Source organism: Pseudomonas simiae (assembly GCF_000934565.1).
Lineage (GTDB): Bacteria > Pseudomonadota > Gammaproteobacteria > Pseudomonadales > Pseudomonadaceae > Aquipseudomonas > Aquipseudomonas simiae.
On sequence record NZ_CP010896.1, the window covers coordinates 2,687,526 to 2,705,913 of the forward strand.

Below are 18,388 nucleotides of genomic sequence, written 5' to 3' on the forward strand. Positions count from 1 at the left end.
ACGGAATACGTGGCCTGCGTGGTGGCACATTGCTCATGTTGCTGCTGGGTTCAACTCACCTGGCGGCGGTAAGGCAGGTCTGGACCGGTCTTGGTGCAGGTCAATGCCGCGGCGCGAATCGCAAAGCCCAGCATGGCGTCGATCTGGTCGCGGCTGAGCTGCTGCAGGCCGTCAATCGAGTCAAATTGTTGCTCGGTCAACCAGGCAATCAACGCGGCCTGGAAGGTATCGCCGGCCCCCACCGTATCGGCCATCACCACCTTGACGGCCGGTTGTGACCAGTGGCCGTGCTGGCGACTGAACACACTGGCGCCATCGCCGCCTTGGGTCAGGAACACCAACTGGCAACGGTGCTGCAGCCAACCCTGCAACACGCTTTCAGGGGACTGTTCGGGGTAGAGCAGGTGCAGGTCTTCGTCGCTGACCTTGATCAGGTCGGCATGCTTGACCAGCTCTGCCACGCGGTCGCGCCACAGCTGGATATCCGGCTGCGGGTTGAGGCGCACGTTGGGGTCGAGGCTGATCAGGCGCTTGCCGCTTTCGCGCTTGACCAGGCTCAGCAGGGTGTCGCCGATGGGTTGCACCACCAGGGAGAACGAGCCGATATGCAGGCCGCGAATGTCATCACCCAGCTCAGGCAGATGGGCGACTTCCAGCAGTCGGTCGGCGCAGCCTTCACCACGGAAGTTGTACTGCGGTGAGCCATTGGCGCCCACGGCGACCATCGACAAGGTGGTCGGCGCGGCGAATTCCACCAGGAACTGCTCGCTCACGCCCTCATCCTTGAGCACCTGCAGTAAGCGGCGACCAAGGAAGTCAGTGGACAAACCGCCGAACAAGCCCGCCTCGATACCCAGGCGGCGCAAGCCTACCGCGACGTTGAACGGCGAACCGCCGGCAATCGCCTTGTAATTGACCTTGGACGCCTGCCCGCTGGCATCTTCCTCGCTGAAAAAATCAAACAGCGCTTCACCACACACCAGATACATAGTCGTTCGCTCTTATAGGGTTGCCACAAGCTGCTGGTAGCGCTCGTAGGCTTGTTGATATGCGCTGACACTGGCCGCTACCGGCAGCGTGCGGCTGGCCGGGTCGACGCTCACGCATTTGTCGCACAGGCTGGCCAGTGACTCGCCGGACTGGCTCCAGGCCGCCTGAATCGCGGCGCCCAGCGCGGCGGCTTCACTTTGTTCGGTGCAGACCACTTCGGTGTTCATGATATCGGCGACCATCTGCCGCCAGACCGGGCTTTTCGAGCCGCCACCGATCAAACGGATGCTCTGGCTTTGCAACCCTGTCTGACGCAGCAAATCCAGGCCGTAGCGCAGGCCGAAGGTCGTGCCTTCGACCACCGCGCGACACAGGTTGGCGCGGGTCAGGTTAGTCATGGTCAGGCCGTGCAGGCTGCCGGTGGCGTGGGGCAGGGCGGGCACGCGTTCGCCGTTGAGAAACGGCAGCATGCTGACGCCGTCCGCGCCAATCGGCGCTTGCTCGACCAAGGCATTGAACGCGGTCAGGTCCAGATCGAAGAGTTCGCGGATCACCCCGGTGGCGTTGGTCAGGTTCATGGTGCAGATCAGCGGCAGCCAGCCACCGCTGGATGAGCAGAACGTGGCGACCGACGCCTGCGGGCTTACGCTCGGCTGGTCGGCAAACGCATACACAGTGCCCGATGAACCCAAGCTCATGGTGATCACGCCAGGCGCAATGTTGCCAGTGCCGATGGCGCCCATCATGTTGTCACCACCACCACTGGAAACGATGGCATTGGGGTTGATGCCCAGGCGTTCGGCAATTGCCGGAAGAATCGTGCCGACGCTTTGATCGGCCTCGATCAGTTGCGGCAAGGCGTTTTCAAGGCGCCCACTCGGGTCGATGTGCTTGAGCAGCGCCACATCCCATTCACGGGTGCGCACGTTGAAGTAGCCGGTGCCTGACGCATCGCCGTATTCCGCGACGGCGCGACCGGTGAGCCAGTAATTGAGGTAGTCGTGGGGCAGCAGGATATGCGCGATACGCGCAAAAATGTCCGGGTGCTGTTCGCGGGTCCACAGCAGCTTGGACACTGTGTAGCCCGGGGCAATCGCCACACCGAGGCGTTCCAGAGAGCCGCTTTCGCCGCCCAGGTGCTGCAAGAGTCGCTCGTTTTCCGGCGCAGTCTCGGTATCGCACCACAGCTTGGCCGGGCGCAGTACGCGGCCCTGGTCATCCAGCAGCACCAAACCATGTTGCTGGCCGGAAACGCCGATGCCGAGGATGTCCTGGCCATCCACGCCCGCCTGTTGCAGGGCGCGGTGGGTGGCTTCGGTAAAGGCGTCCAGCCATTCCTGGGTGTGCTGCTCGCGACGGCCATTGGCGCCGCTGATCAGCGTGTGCGCCGCAGCGCCCAGGCCGAGTACCTTGCCGCTGGAAGCGTCGAGGACGATGGCCTTGGTGCCTTGGGTGCCGCAGTCGATGCCGAGAAACAGGTTTTGCTGGGTCATGAGGATTTGCTCAGCAGTATTGTTTTTTTGAAGTGGAAACCCTATCAACGGTGGGAGCTGGCTTGCCTGCGATGGCGGTGGTCCAGTTAGCCATGATGTGACTGATAGATCGTTATCGCAGGCAAGCCAGCTCCCACCTATTTAATTCGGTTTCTTCAGTAGATGTTGCAGTGTTGCGGTGACGCCGTTGTCACGCAAGCTGACAAAGCAGCGCTCGAAAGCTGCCACAAACCCAGGCGAGTTGGGAATAGCCGTACCAAAAATCTCTTCCACCGCCAACAGGCGTTGGCTGATCAGCGCGTCATCACTCACCAGCCCCTGGCAAAACTCAGCCCGCGGATCCGGGATCTTGTAGCTCACCCCGTTTTCATCCACACCTTTCAAATACAACGCCCAGGCCGCCACCACCAGCGCGGCGCGCTCAGTCTCGCGGCCATCGGCGATCAACCGGTTAATGGTCGGTACGGTGAACTTGGGAAACTTCGACGAGCCATCCGAACACACGCGCTCCAACTGATCGGCAATCGCCTGGTTGGAGAAGCGATCCACCAGCGTCTGCTTGTAGTCCGTCAGGTCGATGCCCGGCACCGGTGCCAGGTTAGGCGTGACGTCCAGGTCCATGTAGGCGCGCATGTAGGCGACAAACACCGGATCGTTCATTGTCTCGTGCACAAACCGATAACCCTTGAGAAACCCCAGGTAGGTCAGCGCCAGGTGGCTGCCGTTGAGCAGGCCGATCTTCATTTCTTCATAGGGGGTGACGTCATCGGTGAACTGCACGCCGACCGTTTCCCAGGCCGGGCGACCGTTGACGAACTTGTCCTCCAGCACCCATTGCACAAAGGGTTCGCACACCACCGGCCAGGCATCGTCGATGCCGTGATCATCATGCAATTGCAGGCGGTGCGCGGTGCTGGTCATCGGCGTGATGCGGTCGACCATGGCATTCGGGAAACTCACGTTGGCCTTGATCCAGTCGTGCAGTTCGGCATTGTGCAGGGCGGCGAAGGCCAGCAGCGCCTTGCGCGTCACGGCGCCGTTGTGCGGCAGGTTATCGCAGGACATCACGGTAAATGCCGGAGTGCCGGCGGCGCGGCGTTTGGTCAACGCGGCACAGATAAAGCCGAACACGGTTTTCGGTGCGCTCGGGTGCGCCAAATCATGCTGGATCTGCGGCAGGTGGGCCATGAACTCACCGTTGCTGTCGTCGATGCAGTAGCCGCCTTCGGTGATGGTCAGCGAGACGATACGGATTGCCGGGTCAGCCAGCTTGTCGATCAACGCCTGGGCGCCATCTTCGGCCAGCAGCATGTCGCTGATCGAGCCGATCACACGCACTTCGGTGTCGTCGGTATCGCCCAGTTCATACAGGGTGAACAGGTAGTCCTGGCCGGCCAGGTCGTCGCGGGCCTTGCGGTCTTCGGCCCGCAGGCCGACGCCGCAGATGCTCCAGTCCAGGCCAACGCCGGTGTTCATCAGGGCGTCGGTGTAATACGCCTGATGTGCGCGATGGAAGCCACCGACGCCGATATGGGCGATGCCCTGCGTGGTACTGGCGATCTCATAGGTGGGCAGCTTCACTTGCAGTGCCAACTGGGCGAGGTTCTGTTTATTCAGTTTCATCAGCAAAGTCTCGCGAAATCAGGCGGCAGCGCGCAGTGGGCGGGCCACGGCAACACCGTCGGTGTCGAACAGATGGCAGTGCGCCGGGTCCAGGTGCAGGTGCAGCGTCTCGCCGTACTGGCTGGCCATGTCGCCGCGAATCCGCATGGTCAGCGGTTCGCCATTGGCGGTGATGACATGGCAGAAGGTGTCGCTGCCCAGGCGTTCGCCGACGTCGGCGGTGACGGTCAGGGTGGTTTGGCCCGGGGAGGCAATTTCCAGATGTTCCGGACGAATGCCCAGGGTCACTGCACTGCCCACGCTCAAGGTGGCGCCACTCAGCGGCAGGTTGATCAACGTGCCAGCGTCCAACTGCACTTCGCAGCTTTGGCTTTCAACACGGGTGACTTTGCCCTTGAGGAAACCCATCTTCGGCGTGCCGAGGAAACCCGCCACAAACAGGTTGGCTGGCTGGTGGTACAACTCCAGCGGCGAGCCGACTTGCTCGATACGGCCACTGTTCAGCACCACCACCTTGTCGGCCAGGGTCATGGCTTCAACCTGATCGTGGGTCACGTAGATCATGGTCGCTTGCAGCTCTTTATGCAGGCGCGCCAGTTCCAGGCGCATCTGTACGCGCAGGGCGGCGTCGAGGTTGGACAGCGGTTCGTCGAACAGGAAGATCTTTGGGTTACGCACAATCGCGCGACCGATGGCCACACGCTGGCGCTGGCCACCGGACAACTGCTTGGGCTTGCGCTCCAGCAACGGTCCCAGTTCCAGGATGCGTGCCGCCTCGCTGACCTTGCTCTCCACCAGCTTCTTGTCGACACCGGCCAGGTCCAGGGCAAACGACATGTTCTTGCGCACGCTCATGTGCGGGTACAGCGCGTAGGTCTGGAACACCATCGCCAGGTCACGCTTGGCCGGGGTCACTTCAGTGATGTCGCGGCCATCCAGTTCGATGGTGCCTTCGCTGACTTCTTCCAGGCCGGCGATCAGGCGCAGCAGGGTGGATTTACCGCAGCCCGACGGGCCGACGAACACCACGAATTCCTTGTCGTTCACTTCCAGGTCGATGCCTTTGATGATCGAGAAGCCTTCGAAGCCTTTTTGTAGATTCTTGATTTTCAGGTTGGCCATGATGAGCCTCCGCTAGGAATTATTATTTAACGGCGCCAAAGGACAAACCGCGCACCAGCTGTTTCTGGCTGATCCAGCCAAAGATCAGGATCGGCGCGCAGGCCAGGGTCGAGACGGCGGACAATTTGGCCCAGAACAAGCCTTCGGGGCTGGAGTAGGAGGCGATCAATGCGGTCAACGGCGCGGCGCTGGAGGAGGTCAGGTTCAGCGACCAGAACGCCTCGTTCCAGCACAGGATCAGCGACAGCAATACGGTGGACGCCAGGCCGCCTTTGGCAATCGGCAACAGTACGCGGACCATCTCTTGCCACAGGGTCGCGCCATCCAGGCGGGCGGCTTCGAGGATGTCCTTGGGAATGTCCTTGAAGTAGGTGTAAACCATCCACACCACAATCGGCAGGTTGATCAAGGTGTAGATAATGATCAGCGCAATACGCGTGTCGAGCAGGCCAAAGCTCTTGGCCAGCAGGTAGATCGGCATCAGCACGCCCACCGGCGGCAGCATCTTGGTGGACAGCATCCACAGCAACGTGCCTTTGGTGCGCTGGGTCTCGTAGAACGCCATGGAGTAGGCGGCCGGCACCGAGATCAGTAGGCACAACGCGGTGGCACTGAAGGAAATCAGCACCGAGTTCCACGCATAGCTGAAGTAGTTGCTGCGCTCGTTGATGTGCAGGTAATTCTCCAGCGTCGGCGTGAAGATGAACTGCGGCGGCGTGGCGAACGCGTCGATTTCGGTCTTGAAGCTGGTCAGCACCATCCAGAAGATCGGGAAGAAAATCAGGATCGCGATGGCCCAGGCCAGGGTGCCGAGCAACAGGCTTTGCAGGCGGCGGGATTGTTGAAGCGTCATGGCGCGGCCCTCAAGGCTTGTCAGTCAGGTTTTTGCCGATCATCCGCACCAGGATGATCGCCGCGATATTGGCGATGACCACGGCAATCAAGCCGCCGGCCGAAGCCATGCCCACGTCGAACTGCACCAGCGCCTGGTTGTAGATCAGGTAGGCGAGGTTGGTCGAGGCGTAGCCGGGGCCGCCGTTGGTGGTGGTGAAGATTTCAGCGAACACCGAGAGCAGGAAGATCGTCTCGATCATCACCACCACGGCAATCGGGCGGGCCAGGTGCGGCAGGGTCAGGTGCCAGAAGATCGCGATGGCGCCGGCACCGTCCAGGCGCGCGGCTTCCTTTTGTTCCTGGTCGAGGGACTGCATGGCGGTCATCAACAACAGGATCGCGAAGGGGAGCCACTGCCACGACACAATGATGATGATCGACAGCAATGGGTAGTGCGCCAGCCAGTCCACCGGCTCGGCGCCGAAGAACTTCCAGACGGCGGCGAGAATCCCCGAGACCGGGTGGAAAATCAGGTTCTTCCAGATCAACGCACCGACGGTGGGCATGATGAAGAACGGCGAAATCAGCAATACCCGCACCAGGCCGCGGCCGAGGAACTCACTGGCCTCCAGCAGGGCACTGATCAACACGCCAAACACCACGCTGATCAGCAGCACGCTGCCCACCAGCAGTAAGGTATTGGTGGCGCCGGGCAGGAACCCCGAATCGGTGATGAAATAGGTGAAGTTTTCCAGCCCCACGAACTCGTTTTCGCCGGGATAGAGCAGGTTGTAGCGGATCAACGAAAAGTACAGGGTCATGCCCAGCGGCACGATCATCCACAGCAGCAGCAAGGCCACCGAGGGGCTGACGAGGAACCAGCCGGGGTTGGCCAGGCGGTTTTTGGGTGTGGTTGTATTCATGGTGATCAAAGCCAGTCGATTACATGCAGAACCAGAGTCGGAGCGCGATCAAATGTGGGAGCTGGCTTGCCTGCGATGGCATCATCTCGGTGTAACTGACAGACCGAGTTGTCTGCATCGCAGGCAGGCCAGCTCCCACAAAAGCCCTGCTCCCACATTTATGGTGGTGAGCCTGGACTATTTGGGATAACCCGCCCGCTTCATTTCACGCTCGGTGGTGGTCTGTGCGGCGGTCAATGCTGCATCCACCGTCTGCTGACCGGTCAGTGCGCCCGAGAAGAACTTGCCGACCTGGGTACCAATCGCCTGGAACTCAGGAATGGTCACCAACTGGATACCGATATACGGCACCGGCTTGAGTGTCGGCTTGGTCGGGTCTGCGACTTTCAGCGATTCGAGGGTCACCTTGGCAAACGGCGCGGCCTTCATGTACTCGTCGCTGTAGGTGGATTTGCGCGTGCCTGGCGGTACGTTGGCAATGCCGTCGGTCTTGGCCACCAGCTCGCCATATTCCTTGGAGGTTGCCCAACTGGTGAACACCTTGGCGGCATCCTTGGCCTTGGAGCTGGTCGGAATGGCCAGGCTCCAGGAGTACAGCCACGAAGTGCCTTTGTCGGTCTTCTCGTGGGGGGCAAAGGTAAAGCCGACATGGTCAGCCACTTTGCTTTGGGTCTTGTCGGTGACGAATGAGCCGGCCACGCTGGCATCGACCCAGATCGCGCACTTGCCGCTGTTGAACAGCGCCAGGTTTTCATTGAAACCGTTGCTGGAAGCACCCGGCGGGCCGGATTTCTTCATATTGTCGACGTAGAAGTTCAGCGCGTCTTTCCATTCAGGACCGTTGAATTCCGGTTGCCACTTCTCGTCAAACCAGCGCGCACCGTAGCCGTTGGCCAGGGTGGTGATCAGCGCCATGTTCTCGCCCCAACCGGCTTTGCCGCGCAGGCACAGGCCGTATTGCTCTTTGGTCTTGTCGGTGAGTTTGCTGGCGAATTCGCCGATCTGCGTCCAGGTCGGATGCTCAGGCATGGTCAGCCCGGCGTCCTTGAACAGGTCGGTGCGGTAGTAGGTGATCGAGCTTTCGGCGTAGAACGGCAGGGCATACAGCGAGCCCTTGACGGACAAACCGTCACGCACCGAAGGGAACACATCATCGAGGTCGTAGGACGCCGGCAGATCCTTCATCGGCTCCAGCCAGCCCTTGGCGCCCCAGAGTGCAGCTTCGTACATGCCGATGGTCAACACATCGAACTGCCCGCCCTGGGTGGCGATGTCGGTGGTGAGGCGCTGACGCAGCACGTTTTCTTCGAGCACCACCCAGTTCAGCTTGATCTCCGGGTGCTCGGCCTCGAAGGTTTTCGAGAGCTTTTGCATGCGGATCATGTCGCTGTTGTTGACGGTGGCAATGGTCAGGGTCTGCGCGCCAAAGCTGACGGCGCTGAGGGTCATGCAGGTCATCATGCAGGTAGAGGCAAGCAGTGCTTTTGCTGTGAACTTCATCGCGCACTCCATTTCCGCGCCCAGGGGGCTACAGAAGGACAGTTATTGTTGTTGTGTCTTCCTACGGGTTGTCAGGAAGAGTGTGCGTTGATTACAGCCTTCTCAAGACGATGTGACAAATCCTTGGGAACACTGGTACTGATACTTTTTTGCACTTCCCTCGGGCTTGGGTAAAACGTTTCAGTGATTGTTCAGGCGAAGGCATAGGCCCGGCGGGCCTGGGCAAAAAGCGCTGCTATCGGATTGCGTGCACTTTTCGCCCGGCGAGGGGTCAGGGGTTGATATAGCCGTGAGGATAGGGGGTCTTCGGTTTCACGATAAGGGCATCCATCCAGTTCTTTTCCAGTGGGCTTATAGGCTTGTTGCCCTCGACTATTTTTATGCCATCACGCTCCCACTGAGTCATGACCTCTTTCAGTTTTTGCGTGTACTCCCGAGCGGGGCTGGCAATACCGGCCCACGGGTCGACAATCCAGGCATCCGCCCATTCCGGTTCCGAGAAGTCGACTGTTCCTGCAGGTATCGCGGACGGGCCGCCTACCACGGTAAATGCATGAGCGTCTGAGGCTTTCCATTCGTAGGCATTGCCACCGCTCTTTTTGATGATGTCCCTCGACAGCAGGGCCATTTCTCCGCAATTGCCGGCGCCGGCTTTCAAAATTATGTCAGAGCGATTCCGCGCACTGCTGGGAATGCTTCGACGCAACCATTCGACGGTCTGGTTGGCGGCGTCTGCGCGCGCAATATCCGATGCTGAGCGTATCTTATTGCCTGGGCCTAGCCCGGTGGCCGTCATGGAACGGGTCACCGTGTCTTTTACCTGCTGCGCCAGGAATTTGTTCTGCTGCTCGGCTGTTAAAGTCGAGTAGTTCGCGGGAGTTGTCAAAGCGGTTACTCGATTTGGCTTCAGGGCGATATTCGTCTTGCCAATCGCTTCGCTACGTTGCAATTGATAGAGCACCTCGCGCTGTTGCTCCTTCGTCATGTTTTTAACGAAGGCCCCTAACTCATCGACATCTTTTTTCTGGTAACCCGACCGCTTGAGTTCTGCCAGCGCCGAGTCCAGTTTGGGCAGGGCGATGAATTCGGCATCCAGTGGTGTTCTGGACACGCCTTGGCGGATGCTGAATTTATTCCGATAACCATTGACGAGCGATATGTCGTTGGGTGTGGTTTTAAAGAATTTGAGTTCGCCGGATGACGCTGTATTCAGCTTTGCGTAATAAAACTGTGCGGTGTCCGCCTCGATCACCAGGTATTTTTGGGAGTCCCCAGGCGTTCGACCGTTAACAATGACCGCACGAACTTCGCGCTTGTCGTCACTTATATCGCTGATGCTGTTGAGCTTGATAACACGCGTTTCCTGGTTCAGTGCTTCGTTGGTTTGGCCAACGTAAAAGCCAAACTGTGGATCCTGTTTGATGCTGCCGGTAATCAGCGATTTGTAGGTGATGGGCTGGTTGTTCAGGGTCGGGTGAAGGTGTGGCCCTGTCTCGCTATCAATTACTTTGTAGCGGCGTCGTTCGAAGACGACAAATTGATCCTTTCTCAGAAATTTCGACGGCGAGGGGAACAAGCGAACATGCTCGAGCGCTTGCAACTCCTGGGTCAATTCGTTGGGCGTGTTCTCAACGATTTTGGAGAAGCAGGTGTCATTGGTGCCGCGTTTGGCTCTGCCGCCGACGGACGGTGCCTCACAGATCGCCTCGAAATTATCCAAGGGCCTAAAGTGGTCGGCCGACTCCAAGTCCGTGAGCACATTGGGATTTTTGGCGTCGTAACGGTATACCTTGCCCTCATTGACCAGGTCGAAGCCCTTGGCGCGGGGGAGGGTGTACGCATCGGCGGCCAGGGGCTTTTCAGTGACCAGGGCTTGAGTGCCACTGGAGAAAGTCTCTTTATGCAGGGGGGCTGATGTATCCGAGATAAACCCTTCCAGGGCGGGGCCATAAGCCGCCTGTGTCCTGGCGTCGTAGGCGTACCAATTACCGTCTTGGAATACCGTGCTGACCTTGACTTGGTTGTGGGTGCCGGAGCGTATGACCCTGCCCTCGGCCATATCTGCCGTTTGCACTGCAAGGTGGCTTTCCTGCATTCGGCTCAATGTGTTGATCGAATTCGAGGTGCTGGCGGCAGTTATATCCTTGAGAGCAATGTCCTCGGCTTCATCTGCGCCAAACTTTTCGACAAACTTGGCAGAGACCTTGGCCGTCGCCCACGCAGCACCTGTTTTTGCTAGCGTCCATATTTTCCCAGCGCCTTCGGTAGCCACATAGAGCGCGATATCAACGAGCAGGTCACCTGCTGCTTTGGCGTATTCACCGTGATAAAGATCTTCAAGGCTGCTGCTGCCTGGAATGGCGCGTAAGAGGCCTTTGAAGAAGTCGCTGGGTTCTACGCCATGTTCAACTGCATTGTGCAATCCACGGTGGCTACCGACAAACGTACTTTTGCGCAGGTAGACCGTGTCAACCAGCACCTTGGCGAGGTCCTCCATTCTGTTGCTGTCGTAAACGGAAGATGCGTCACTTGCACTGCGTTCAAGGAAGCGCCTTTCACGTAACTCAGGGCGTTTGTCACCGTCTGTGGTCTCGTTGAGGATAAATTGTTCGCTTTCCCTTAATACAACATCGCAGGTGACGCCCTGTTTGGGCTCCGTGCCGTTTTTGAGCGCATCCATGTCGAGAGCCACGCTGACTTTTTTGTCTAGCGGCGTTGATGGATCAATGTCGGGAATTCTGACTATTTGCCCGGTTGCCGGATAGACCGCGAAATCCCGCCTCACGCCTTCGTAGACGGACGTGATGATGATGCCACTGGCGGTCCCTTCCACTTGCAGAAGTTCCACCGTTCCAAAGTTAAGGCTATTGCGCTCCTCCAACGGCAACTTGCTGAGCATGTCTTTGAACAGGGAAATCGTATGGCGCCTGCGCGGGGTGAAGTCTTCCTGGATGGCGTTGTCGAATTGCGCGTTGATATCTGGCAACTCGTGTGCTTTTTTGCGCAGGTCTTCGACGTTCAGGCCTGGTTGTTGTGTACTCCAACTTTCACCCAGGCGGCCAGCCTCATAGACCTCGACGATGCTTGCGTTAATACCGGAAAAGATCCCGCCCGCCACCTTTTCCCATAGAACCGGCCTCTCAAAATCGATGCTTGCGCCAAACTTTTCTTTCAATGCCGCCAGGGCCATGGCCCTTCTGCTTGGGGGGGCGACGGTTCGCAGGTAACGTTTGGCTTGCGAGGTCTCATTGAGCTGAATATTGAGTTTTTCCTGGCTGTCGTTCAGCTGCTCGAGGCTATATTCGTCGTTGTTGTTTTTCCCAAGATGGTTATTGATGACGGCCCAATCAATCACTGGGTTCAGTTGGGCGACGGCCTGCAGGCGGTTTTCCTCTGCTGAAATGGGCTTGATGTTATGAAAGTCCATGACTTGCTGGTAAGTCATGTTCGCGCTGGCACCGGCGGCTATCAGTTCGATTCGATTTACCGCACTTGAAAAGTTGACCCATTCTGGGGAACCAAGCTTCAACGTCGACGGTAGGTCTTTGACCAGCAAATGTGGCGCTGCACCGGACATCAATAGGCGGGTGACTGCCGGACGAAGGTGGGTCGGGACCTGTTGGGTATCAGCCAAATGTTGGCTTAAAAGCTCACTGAGCTTGCCAGCGCCTAAGCCCCAGTTCGCAGGCCACATGAAGTCGAAACCTGCAACGCGATTGCGCTGGGTGCCGGCCGTTGGATCAAGCGCTAGCACAAGCGCGGTCAATAGCCATTGCTTTAGGCTGGTTGGGGTAGCAGCGCCCTTCATTGCGGTTTGCAAGTGTGTGGCGAGCTCCAGGGCGATGTCACTGGAGAGAAGTTGTTGCAGTGCCTGATCAGGGTCGCTGCTCAGGTTGGAAACCCCGGAACTCAAGAAGCTGAGAAGGGTGCTGTGGTTTCCAATAGACGTTTTGACGAACTCACCCACCGCGCTACGTTGCTCAGCGCTCAACGGTAAGTCAGTGGACAAGAAGCCCCATTGGTTGCCCAGGGCAGGTGCCTGCGGGATCTGGGTTTGCAACGCCTGTAACAAATTATCGACCTGTGCGGCCGACGTGGCGCCATACCAGCCGTGGTCTGACAGAAACTTCTGGAGTGTCGTGGTGCCCTTGGGCTGGTGGCTAGAGTCCGGATCCACCGTAAAGCGGGTTGTGGCGTCGTTATCAACATTCCCGAATTTAAGCTGATGAATCAGCGCATGCCTGTCATTGCTGTCGCCTAACGCGATTTTGCGCTGGTTCAACCAGCTCACGATTTTCCCTGGGTTTTCAGGTGGCGTTGGAAATGCCAATGTTCGGCCCATCAGCTCCGTATGGCGTGTGAACGCCTCGCTGTCGTAGTCGGTACTGATGGAATAAAAATTGGCCAACCATTCAAAGGATGCGCTGCTGTCGTTGGCCTGAGCCAGCGTGATCGGTTTTCCATGTGCGGTGAATGCCTCGGCAGCGGTCAACACTGGGGTGAGTACGTCAAAATGCTGTTCCGGGTATCTTTTCGTAAAATCAGTGGCTGTAAAGCGTTGCTCAACGCCGTTGACCTTACCGATCAGTGCGCGGTCCGTTGGGTCAAAGCGCAAGGTACTTAGGTCGATGCCCTGTTTCGCGGCCCACTCGGTAAAGCCGCTGCTTTTCAGGGCTTTGTCCAAGTAAGCGCGCCATTGTCCGAACAGGCTGTTGGCCGGGACCGGCTCAAACTTTTTTGAGGCAGGGGGCGTCGGGTCGCTCTTGAGCTCAAGCATCACGCGATGCGCAGTGCCGACCAGTTCGCCTTCGGCGCGTGCCAGGATGTCTTCTGGGGTGTCGAGGTCTGGTGCCGCGTTTACGGGCGGTGCGGGGTCGCTCTGTGGCACATTGACCTTGGCTGCCGCCGCCAGGGTTTCAAGCGGCGAAAGGTTCATTGGCTTCCCAGTGAGCTGTGAGATGACGGCCTGCTGCACCTCGCGCACGCTGAGCGAGCGGGCATCGTCAGTGGGTGTACCCACCAATGCCTTGAAGCCGTCGACTTGGGTGATTTCGGCACTTCTGCGCAGACTCCCTTCGCGCGCTCTTCGCGCCCAGCCAGGGTTAGGAGCGTCATTTTGAGGCGGTCCTTCTTCCGCGTAAAAACGCAGCACCTCTGAAACCTCTGCAGAGTGTGCACTCGGGTAGAAGACGTAATCGCCTGAGCCTGTCGCCATACGTTCTACCGCCAGTTGTACTTGCGGCCAGACCTCGGACCAACCGGAGAGGTCGTTCAACACGAATGTGGTTTCGACGCCATTGACTGTGCCTTTTAAGGCCCCGTCCGCCGCATTGATCCGGACGCTCGACACTTCAAGATTTTTTTCCTGTGCGAACGCTGTAAAAGCAACGCCGTTCAGCACATCCTTAAGGTTGTTACGTACCAGGTTGAAGGTCGAATATTCGGGCAGTTCTTCAATCTTGATCCCAAACAACTTGCCCATCGCTTGGCTGCTCAGGCGGGCCAGGGTCTGATCGGCGTCCTTGATCTTTTGTGCCACCGATGCGGGCTCGAAACCGGCCAGTAGTCGGTTCAACTGAGGCGGTGGCAGGTTTGCGACCTGTTGTTTTGCCTCTCTTTGGCGCTGTTGGACTGGGGCGTATTGAGCCGCGTAGTAGGTATCGGTGTTACTTATCGAATGGAAGTTTCTCTCTTTCATCAGCCAGTCGATCGCTATCAGCGTGTCGTCGCTGTTGTAGCGGGGCGCGCGCTCCAGATAAAAGCTTGCGACATCCTCCGCGGGTGCATGCTCGCGGTCGTGGAACGTGATGTCCCCGCGCATTTTTCTTGCCGCAGTCAAAACCGCAGATGAAGCGGCGGCCCATTCAGGATTTTGTGCCAAAGAGAAGCTGAAGGTTTGATTGTTCCTCTGGCCGGTCAGGTCTCCATTGGCCTTAATGACAAGACTGGAAATATCAATGCCTTTGGTTTGGGCAAAGGTTTTGAAAGGCTCCGCGTCGAGCGCGTCAGCCAGTTCGTTCCAGGCGAGGCCGAACGTTGAGCTGGGCGGTACAGCAATTGGGACTGCACGAGCAGGGTTGTATGGGATTGCATCCACCCGAATGCGGATCAAATAATTGGCAAAATTAATCGCCAGTTGGCTGTCGCTGTCTTCAACCAGAGCATTGGCGAACTGCTGGATCGAGGTGTTACCCGCGTTTTGCGCAGGGTGGGCGTTTTGCAGTTCTCGGCGAACTCGAGAAAAACCAATGCCGTTGTTGGGCATGGCACGCGCCGGGCTTTGGAGTATGTCGTCAATCAGTTGGGTGTAGGTTTTTTGCGGATTGAGCGCGCTCGGCTGGTTCAGGAGCCGTTCGACTTCGTTGTGCAGTGCTCTTTCGTCTGTGAGTGTCTCACCGGCGCCTTGTATCAATTGACTGATCTGTTCGGCCAGACTTGGCTGCTCGTCGGTCACCGTGTATCTGAGCAGGTCAAGTATTCGCTGCGGGGCGTGTTTCGGCATATCGACTGCGTATTCGGGCTGCGGGCGGTCTCTATGCCTGTTTTGACGAGCCTGAAAAAGTCTGATGACGTTGGAGGCCACCGAATGTTCATCGGCTGCGTGCAGGCTTTGTAGTGTGGGGGCCGTGGGCGTAATAGAGGTGGCCAAGCGAACGCGGTGAACGCCAGTCATAAGTGGAGGGCCTTATATCTGTGTGTGAACATACGCCATCCAACGAATGAAAAAGAAGCGTTGGGCGTGTGTTCACTAAGTGGCTTGGCACTTCGTAAGGTTCCATTGCGTGAAGGCCACGGTTTAAGGCCCTGATCTGTAGCCGTTTGCTGGTGTCGTAAGGTGCTGGCCGCGGTTTTCTTCGGTGAGCCGTTGCACTGCCAGGCGTCGGTAGTGGGAGGGTGTCATGCCCTTGAGTTGCTGAAAGCGCCGGTTGAAGTTGGAGATGTTATTGAAGCCCGACTCGAAGCACACATCGGTCACGGCCTTGTCGCCGTCTGCCAGCAATTCGCATGATTTGCTGATGCGCAACCGGTTCACAAATTCGATAAACGTGCGCCCGGTGGCCTGTTTGAATACCCGGGAGAAATAGGTGGGTTTCATTCCTAGATATTCCGCCACTTCCTCCAGCGGCAACTCACGGGCGTAATGGGCGAAAATGTAGTCCACCGCGCGGTTGGTGCGGTCGATGCTGTGCTCGTCGGCCAGCTGCGGCGTGGTGGCACCCGACAGCAACTGGTAGTCCTCACACGCACTCAAGGCTTCCAGCAGGATAAAGAAGTGCCCCAGGCGCGCCATGCCCTGGGCGTCCTCGATGCGTTGCATCAAGGTCATTGCCTGGTTAATCGTGCGTTTGCAGCGAAACTCGATACCGTACTGCGCACGCTCCAGCAGCGGCGCCAGGGTCTTGAGTTCGGCGAAGATCTGGCTGCCACCTTCAAACAGCTCATCGGTGAAATTCACCAGCATGTCGCGTTTGGGCACCACCTCGTCTTCCTCCACTTGGCTGATCCAGTTGTGGGGCAGGTTGGGACCGGTGAGAAACAGGCTTTCCGGGTAGAAGTTACCGATGTAGTCGCCGATGAACACCTTGCCGGAGCTGGCGACGATCAGGTGCAGCTCGTATTCCTTGTGGAAGTGCCAGCGCACCAGCGGGCAGGGGAAGCCGTGCTGGCGATAGATGATGGACAGGCCGTTGTGGTCGTCCATCAGCTCGTAGGAAGGGTCGGTGATTCGCGTTGCTCGGGTCATGCTGCCGTCGCTTTATTGTGGTTGCTGCCTTGGATAATGCCCCCTCGCACGCGACCTCGCCAGCACTCGTGTTTATACGATGCGGTTTTTCGCCTCGATCCACTGGGACATGTATTGCGTACTTTTATGGGCGTGATGGCGCAGCATGCTGCCGGTGAAGTTGTCCCGGCGATGGGCATTCAGATGGCTGCGGCACTGTTCCAGGCAGGCCACCAGCGCCGGGCCATGCATGGCCTGGTCATAGCGGCGGGCGAGCAGTTGGCGGCCATTTTCTTGGGCCAGGGTCCAGCGTTCGCGGTTCTGGTAGAGCGCCACGGCAGCCGCCGCCAAGGCAGGTGCGCTGTGTTCGATCATGCCCGGCCACGGCTGTTCATCACCCATGGCCTCGGCGCCGATAGGCGTGGTGACGTTCGGCGTGCCGCAGAGCATCGCGTCCGCCAGTTTGCCCTTGATGCCGGCGCCGAAGCGCAGGGGCGCCAGGCAGATACGCGCGGCGGTCATCACCTGCAAGGCATCTTCGGCCCAGTTCATGACATGAAAACCCTGCGTCGGGTTATGCAAGGCGGTGGCTTTGGGCGGGGTGTAGGCGCCATAGATGTGCAACTGCGCCCCCGGCAACTGCTGGCGGATCAGCGGCCACAGGCTGTTTTTCATCCAGAGCACCGCATCCCAGTTGGGCGCGTGGCGGAAGTTGCCGATGCTGAGAAAGTGCGCGCGGTCTTCAAACGGCGCGAAGGCTTCGGTCGGCGGCTCCACCATCAGCGGGCACCAGTGGAGCAGGGCGGGTGGCACCTTGAAGTGCTCGGTGAGCAGGCGGATTTCCACGTCGGAAATCATCAGGCTGATGTCGCAACGGTAGATGGCCGCGATCTCGCGCTTGGCCAGGTCGGTATCGGCCATCAGTGTGAACTCTGCCTGCAGTGCCGGGGAGAACAAGGCACTGAAGTCGTCGCTGTCGGGGTGCGCCTTCAAGTGATCCTTGAACCGCTGGTGACGTGCGTCGCGCAGGCTCTGCAAGTCGGAGGTTTCCAGCACGCGCAGGGCGCTTGGGCAGCATTTCTCGACGCGCCAGCCGAACTGTTCTTCCATCATGAAACGGTCGAACAACACGATATCCGGGGCCAGATCGCGGATAAAATCATCGAAACTGCTGTTATTGAGCTCGATGGCGCACTCGGCGATACCCAGGGCAGGCAAATCGGCCTTGTGTTCGCCAATCGTCGCTGGGCTGCTGAAGGTGATGTCCCAACCTTGTGCAAGAAAGCTTTCAAGGATCTGCATCATATGCCCGCCTGCGGCCGAGGAGCGGGGTTCCGGCCAGACGTATCCAATGACCAGGACTTTGGTGGCAGGGGCATTCATCGACATCGTTTTCCTTGAAGGGCTGGGCGCAAAGCGCGCAATTAAACCATAACCGAAGGCATGACAATTTATCGCTGGCGGTAGGTAGACGCCGTAGTTTGTGGTTAACTTCGACCTCTCGAATTCGTTAAACCCACATCAGCATAAGGATTCCGTTCATGGCTCAAGTCACCCTTCGTGGTAACCCTGTCCAGGTTGAAGGCGAATTGCCGAAAACCGGTTCCACCGCTCCTGAGTTCAGCCTTGTTGCTGTCGACCTGTCGCAAGCGTCCCTGGAAACCTTCGCCGGCAAGCGTAAGGTCCTGAACATCTTCCCAAGCGTTGACACCCCGACCTGCGCCACTTCGGTGCGCAAGTTCAACGCCCAGGCCAACGACCTGAGCAACACGGTCGTGCTGTGCATTTCCTCTGACCTGCCGTTTGCCCAGAAGCGTTTCTGCGGCACTGAAGGCCTGGACAATGTGCTGAGCCTGTCGGACTTCCGCAACGCCGACTTCGCAGTGGACTACGGCGTTTCGCTGGCTGACGGCCCGCTGCAAGGCCTAACCGCCCGCGCCGTGGTGGTGCTGGACGAAAACAACAACGTGCTGCACAGCGAACTGGTGCCTGAAATCGGCCAAGAGCCTAACTACGAAGCAGCCCTGGCTGTTTTGAAGTAACTGTTTCGGTACGTTACTGTCGTTTTGCAGTAACACGCGTGATGCAAGATTGCGGCCTGGCCTAGTCCAGGCCGTTTTTATTTGTAGCTCAGATGCTTAGCGAAACCGCCGTAGGACTAAGTCGCATAAGTTAAAAGT

11 protein-coding genes are annotated in these 18,388 nt (G+C 58.4%); 1 reads left to right on the plus strand and 10 read right to left on the minus strand.

Annotated features, from left to right (window positions below; genetic code table 11):
- Positions 1–50: 50 nt before the first annotated feature.
- The 10 genes from PF1751_RS12120 to PF1751_RS12165 form a co-directional block, all read right to left on the minus strand.
- Positions 51–989 carry a carbohydrate kinase family protein gene (locus PF1751_RS12120; RefSeq protein ID WP_010210764.1) on the minus strand — a complete coding sequence of 313 codons (939 nt, stop codon included), beginning with the start codon at positions 987–989 and terminating at the stop codon, positions 51–53.
- Positions 990–1,001: 12 nt separating this feature from the next.
- Positions 1,002–2,483, minus strand: a complete 1,482-nt coding sequence (gene xylB, locus PF1751_RS12125) for a xylulokinase (RefSeq protein ID WP_044287059.1) — start codon at positions 2,481–2,483, stop codon at positions 1,002–1,004.
- 141 nt (positions 2,484–2,624) lie between these two features.
- A complete protein-coding gene (locus tag PF1751_RS12130) occupies positions 2,625–4,106 on the minus strand; it encodes a mannitol dehydrogenase family protein (protein WP_038453210.1) in 1,482 nt (493 codons plus the stop codon).
- An 18-nt stretch (positions 4,107–4,124) separates the two neighbouring features.
- The gene (locus PF1751_RS12135; protein ID WP_010210760.1) at positions 4,125–5,228 is read right to left on the minus strand and encodes an ABC transporter ATP-binding protein; all 1,104 of its coding nucleotides are present in this window, start codon (positions 5,226–5,228) and stop codon (positions 4,125–4,127) included.
- Positions 5,229–5,250: 22 nt separating this feature from the next.
- Positions 5,251–6,081 (minus strand): carbohydrate ABC transporter permease, encoded by an 831-nt coding sequence (locus PF1751_RS12140; RefSeq protein ID WP_010210759.1) that lies wholly within the window; start codon positions 6,079–6,081, stop codon positions 5,251–5,253.
- Positions 6,082–6,091: 10 nt separating this feature from the next.
- Positions 6,092–6,985: a carbohydrate ABC transporter permease gene (locus tag PF1751_RS12145; protein ID WP_029529156.1), complete on the minus strand. Its 894-nt coding sequence runs from the start codon at positions 6,983–6,985 to the stop codon at positions 6,092–6,094.
- Between the two features lie 177 nt (positions 6,986–7,162).
- Entirely contained in the window at positions 7,163–8,485 is a 1,323-nt protein-coding gene (locus PF1751_RS12150) for an ABC transporter substrate-binding protein (protein ID WP_044287060.1), read from the minus strand.
- A gap of 271 nt (positions 8,486–8,756) precedes the next feature.
- Positions 8,757–15,158: a hypothetical protein gene (locus tag PF1751_RS12155; protein ID WP_226994545.1), complete on the minus strand. Its 6,402-nt coding sequence runs from the start codon at positions 15,156–15,158 to the stop codon at positions 8,757–8,759.
- Positions 15,159–15,281: 123 nt separating this feature from the next.
- Positions 15,282–16,229 (minus strand): AraC family transcriptional regulator, encoded by a 948-nt coding sequence (locus PF1751_RS12160; RefSeq protein WP_021491766.1) that lies wholly within the window; start codon positions 16,227–16,229, stop codon positions 15,282–15,284.
- Positions 16,230–16,301: 72 nt separating this feature from the next.
- Positions 16,302–17,591, minus strand: a complete 1,290-nt coding sequence (locus PF1751_RS12165; protein ID WP_042571564.1) for a glycosyltransferase — start codon at positions 17,589–17,591, stop codon at positions 16,302–16,304.
- A gap of 158 nt (positions 17,592–17,749) precedes the next feature.
- On the opposite strand from PF1751_RS12165, the gene tpx reads away from it, so the two are divergent.
- Positions 17,750–18,250 carry a thiol peroxidase gene (tpx, locus tag PF1751_RS12170; RefSeq protein ID WP_010210749.1) on the plus strand — a complete coding sequence of 167 codons (501 nt, stop codon included), beginning with the start codon at positions 17,750–17,752 and terminating at the stop codon, positions 18,248–18,250.
- The last annotated feature ends 138 nt before the right edge of the window (positions 18,251–18,388 follow it).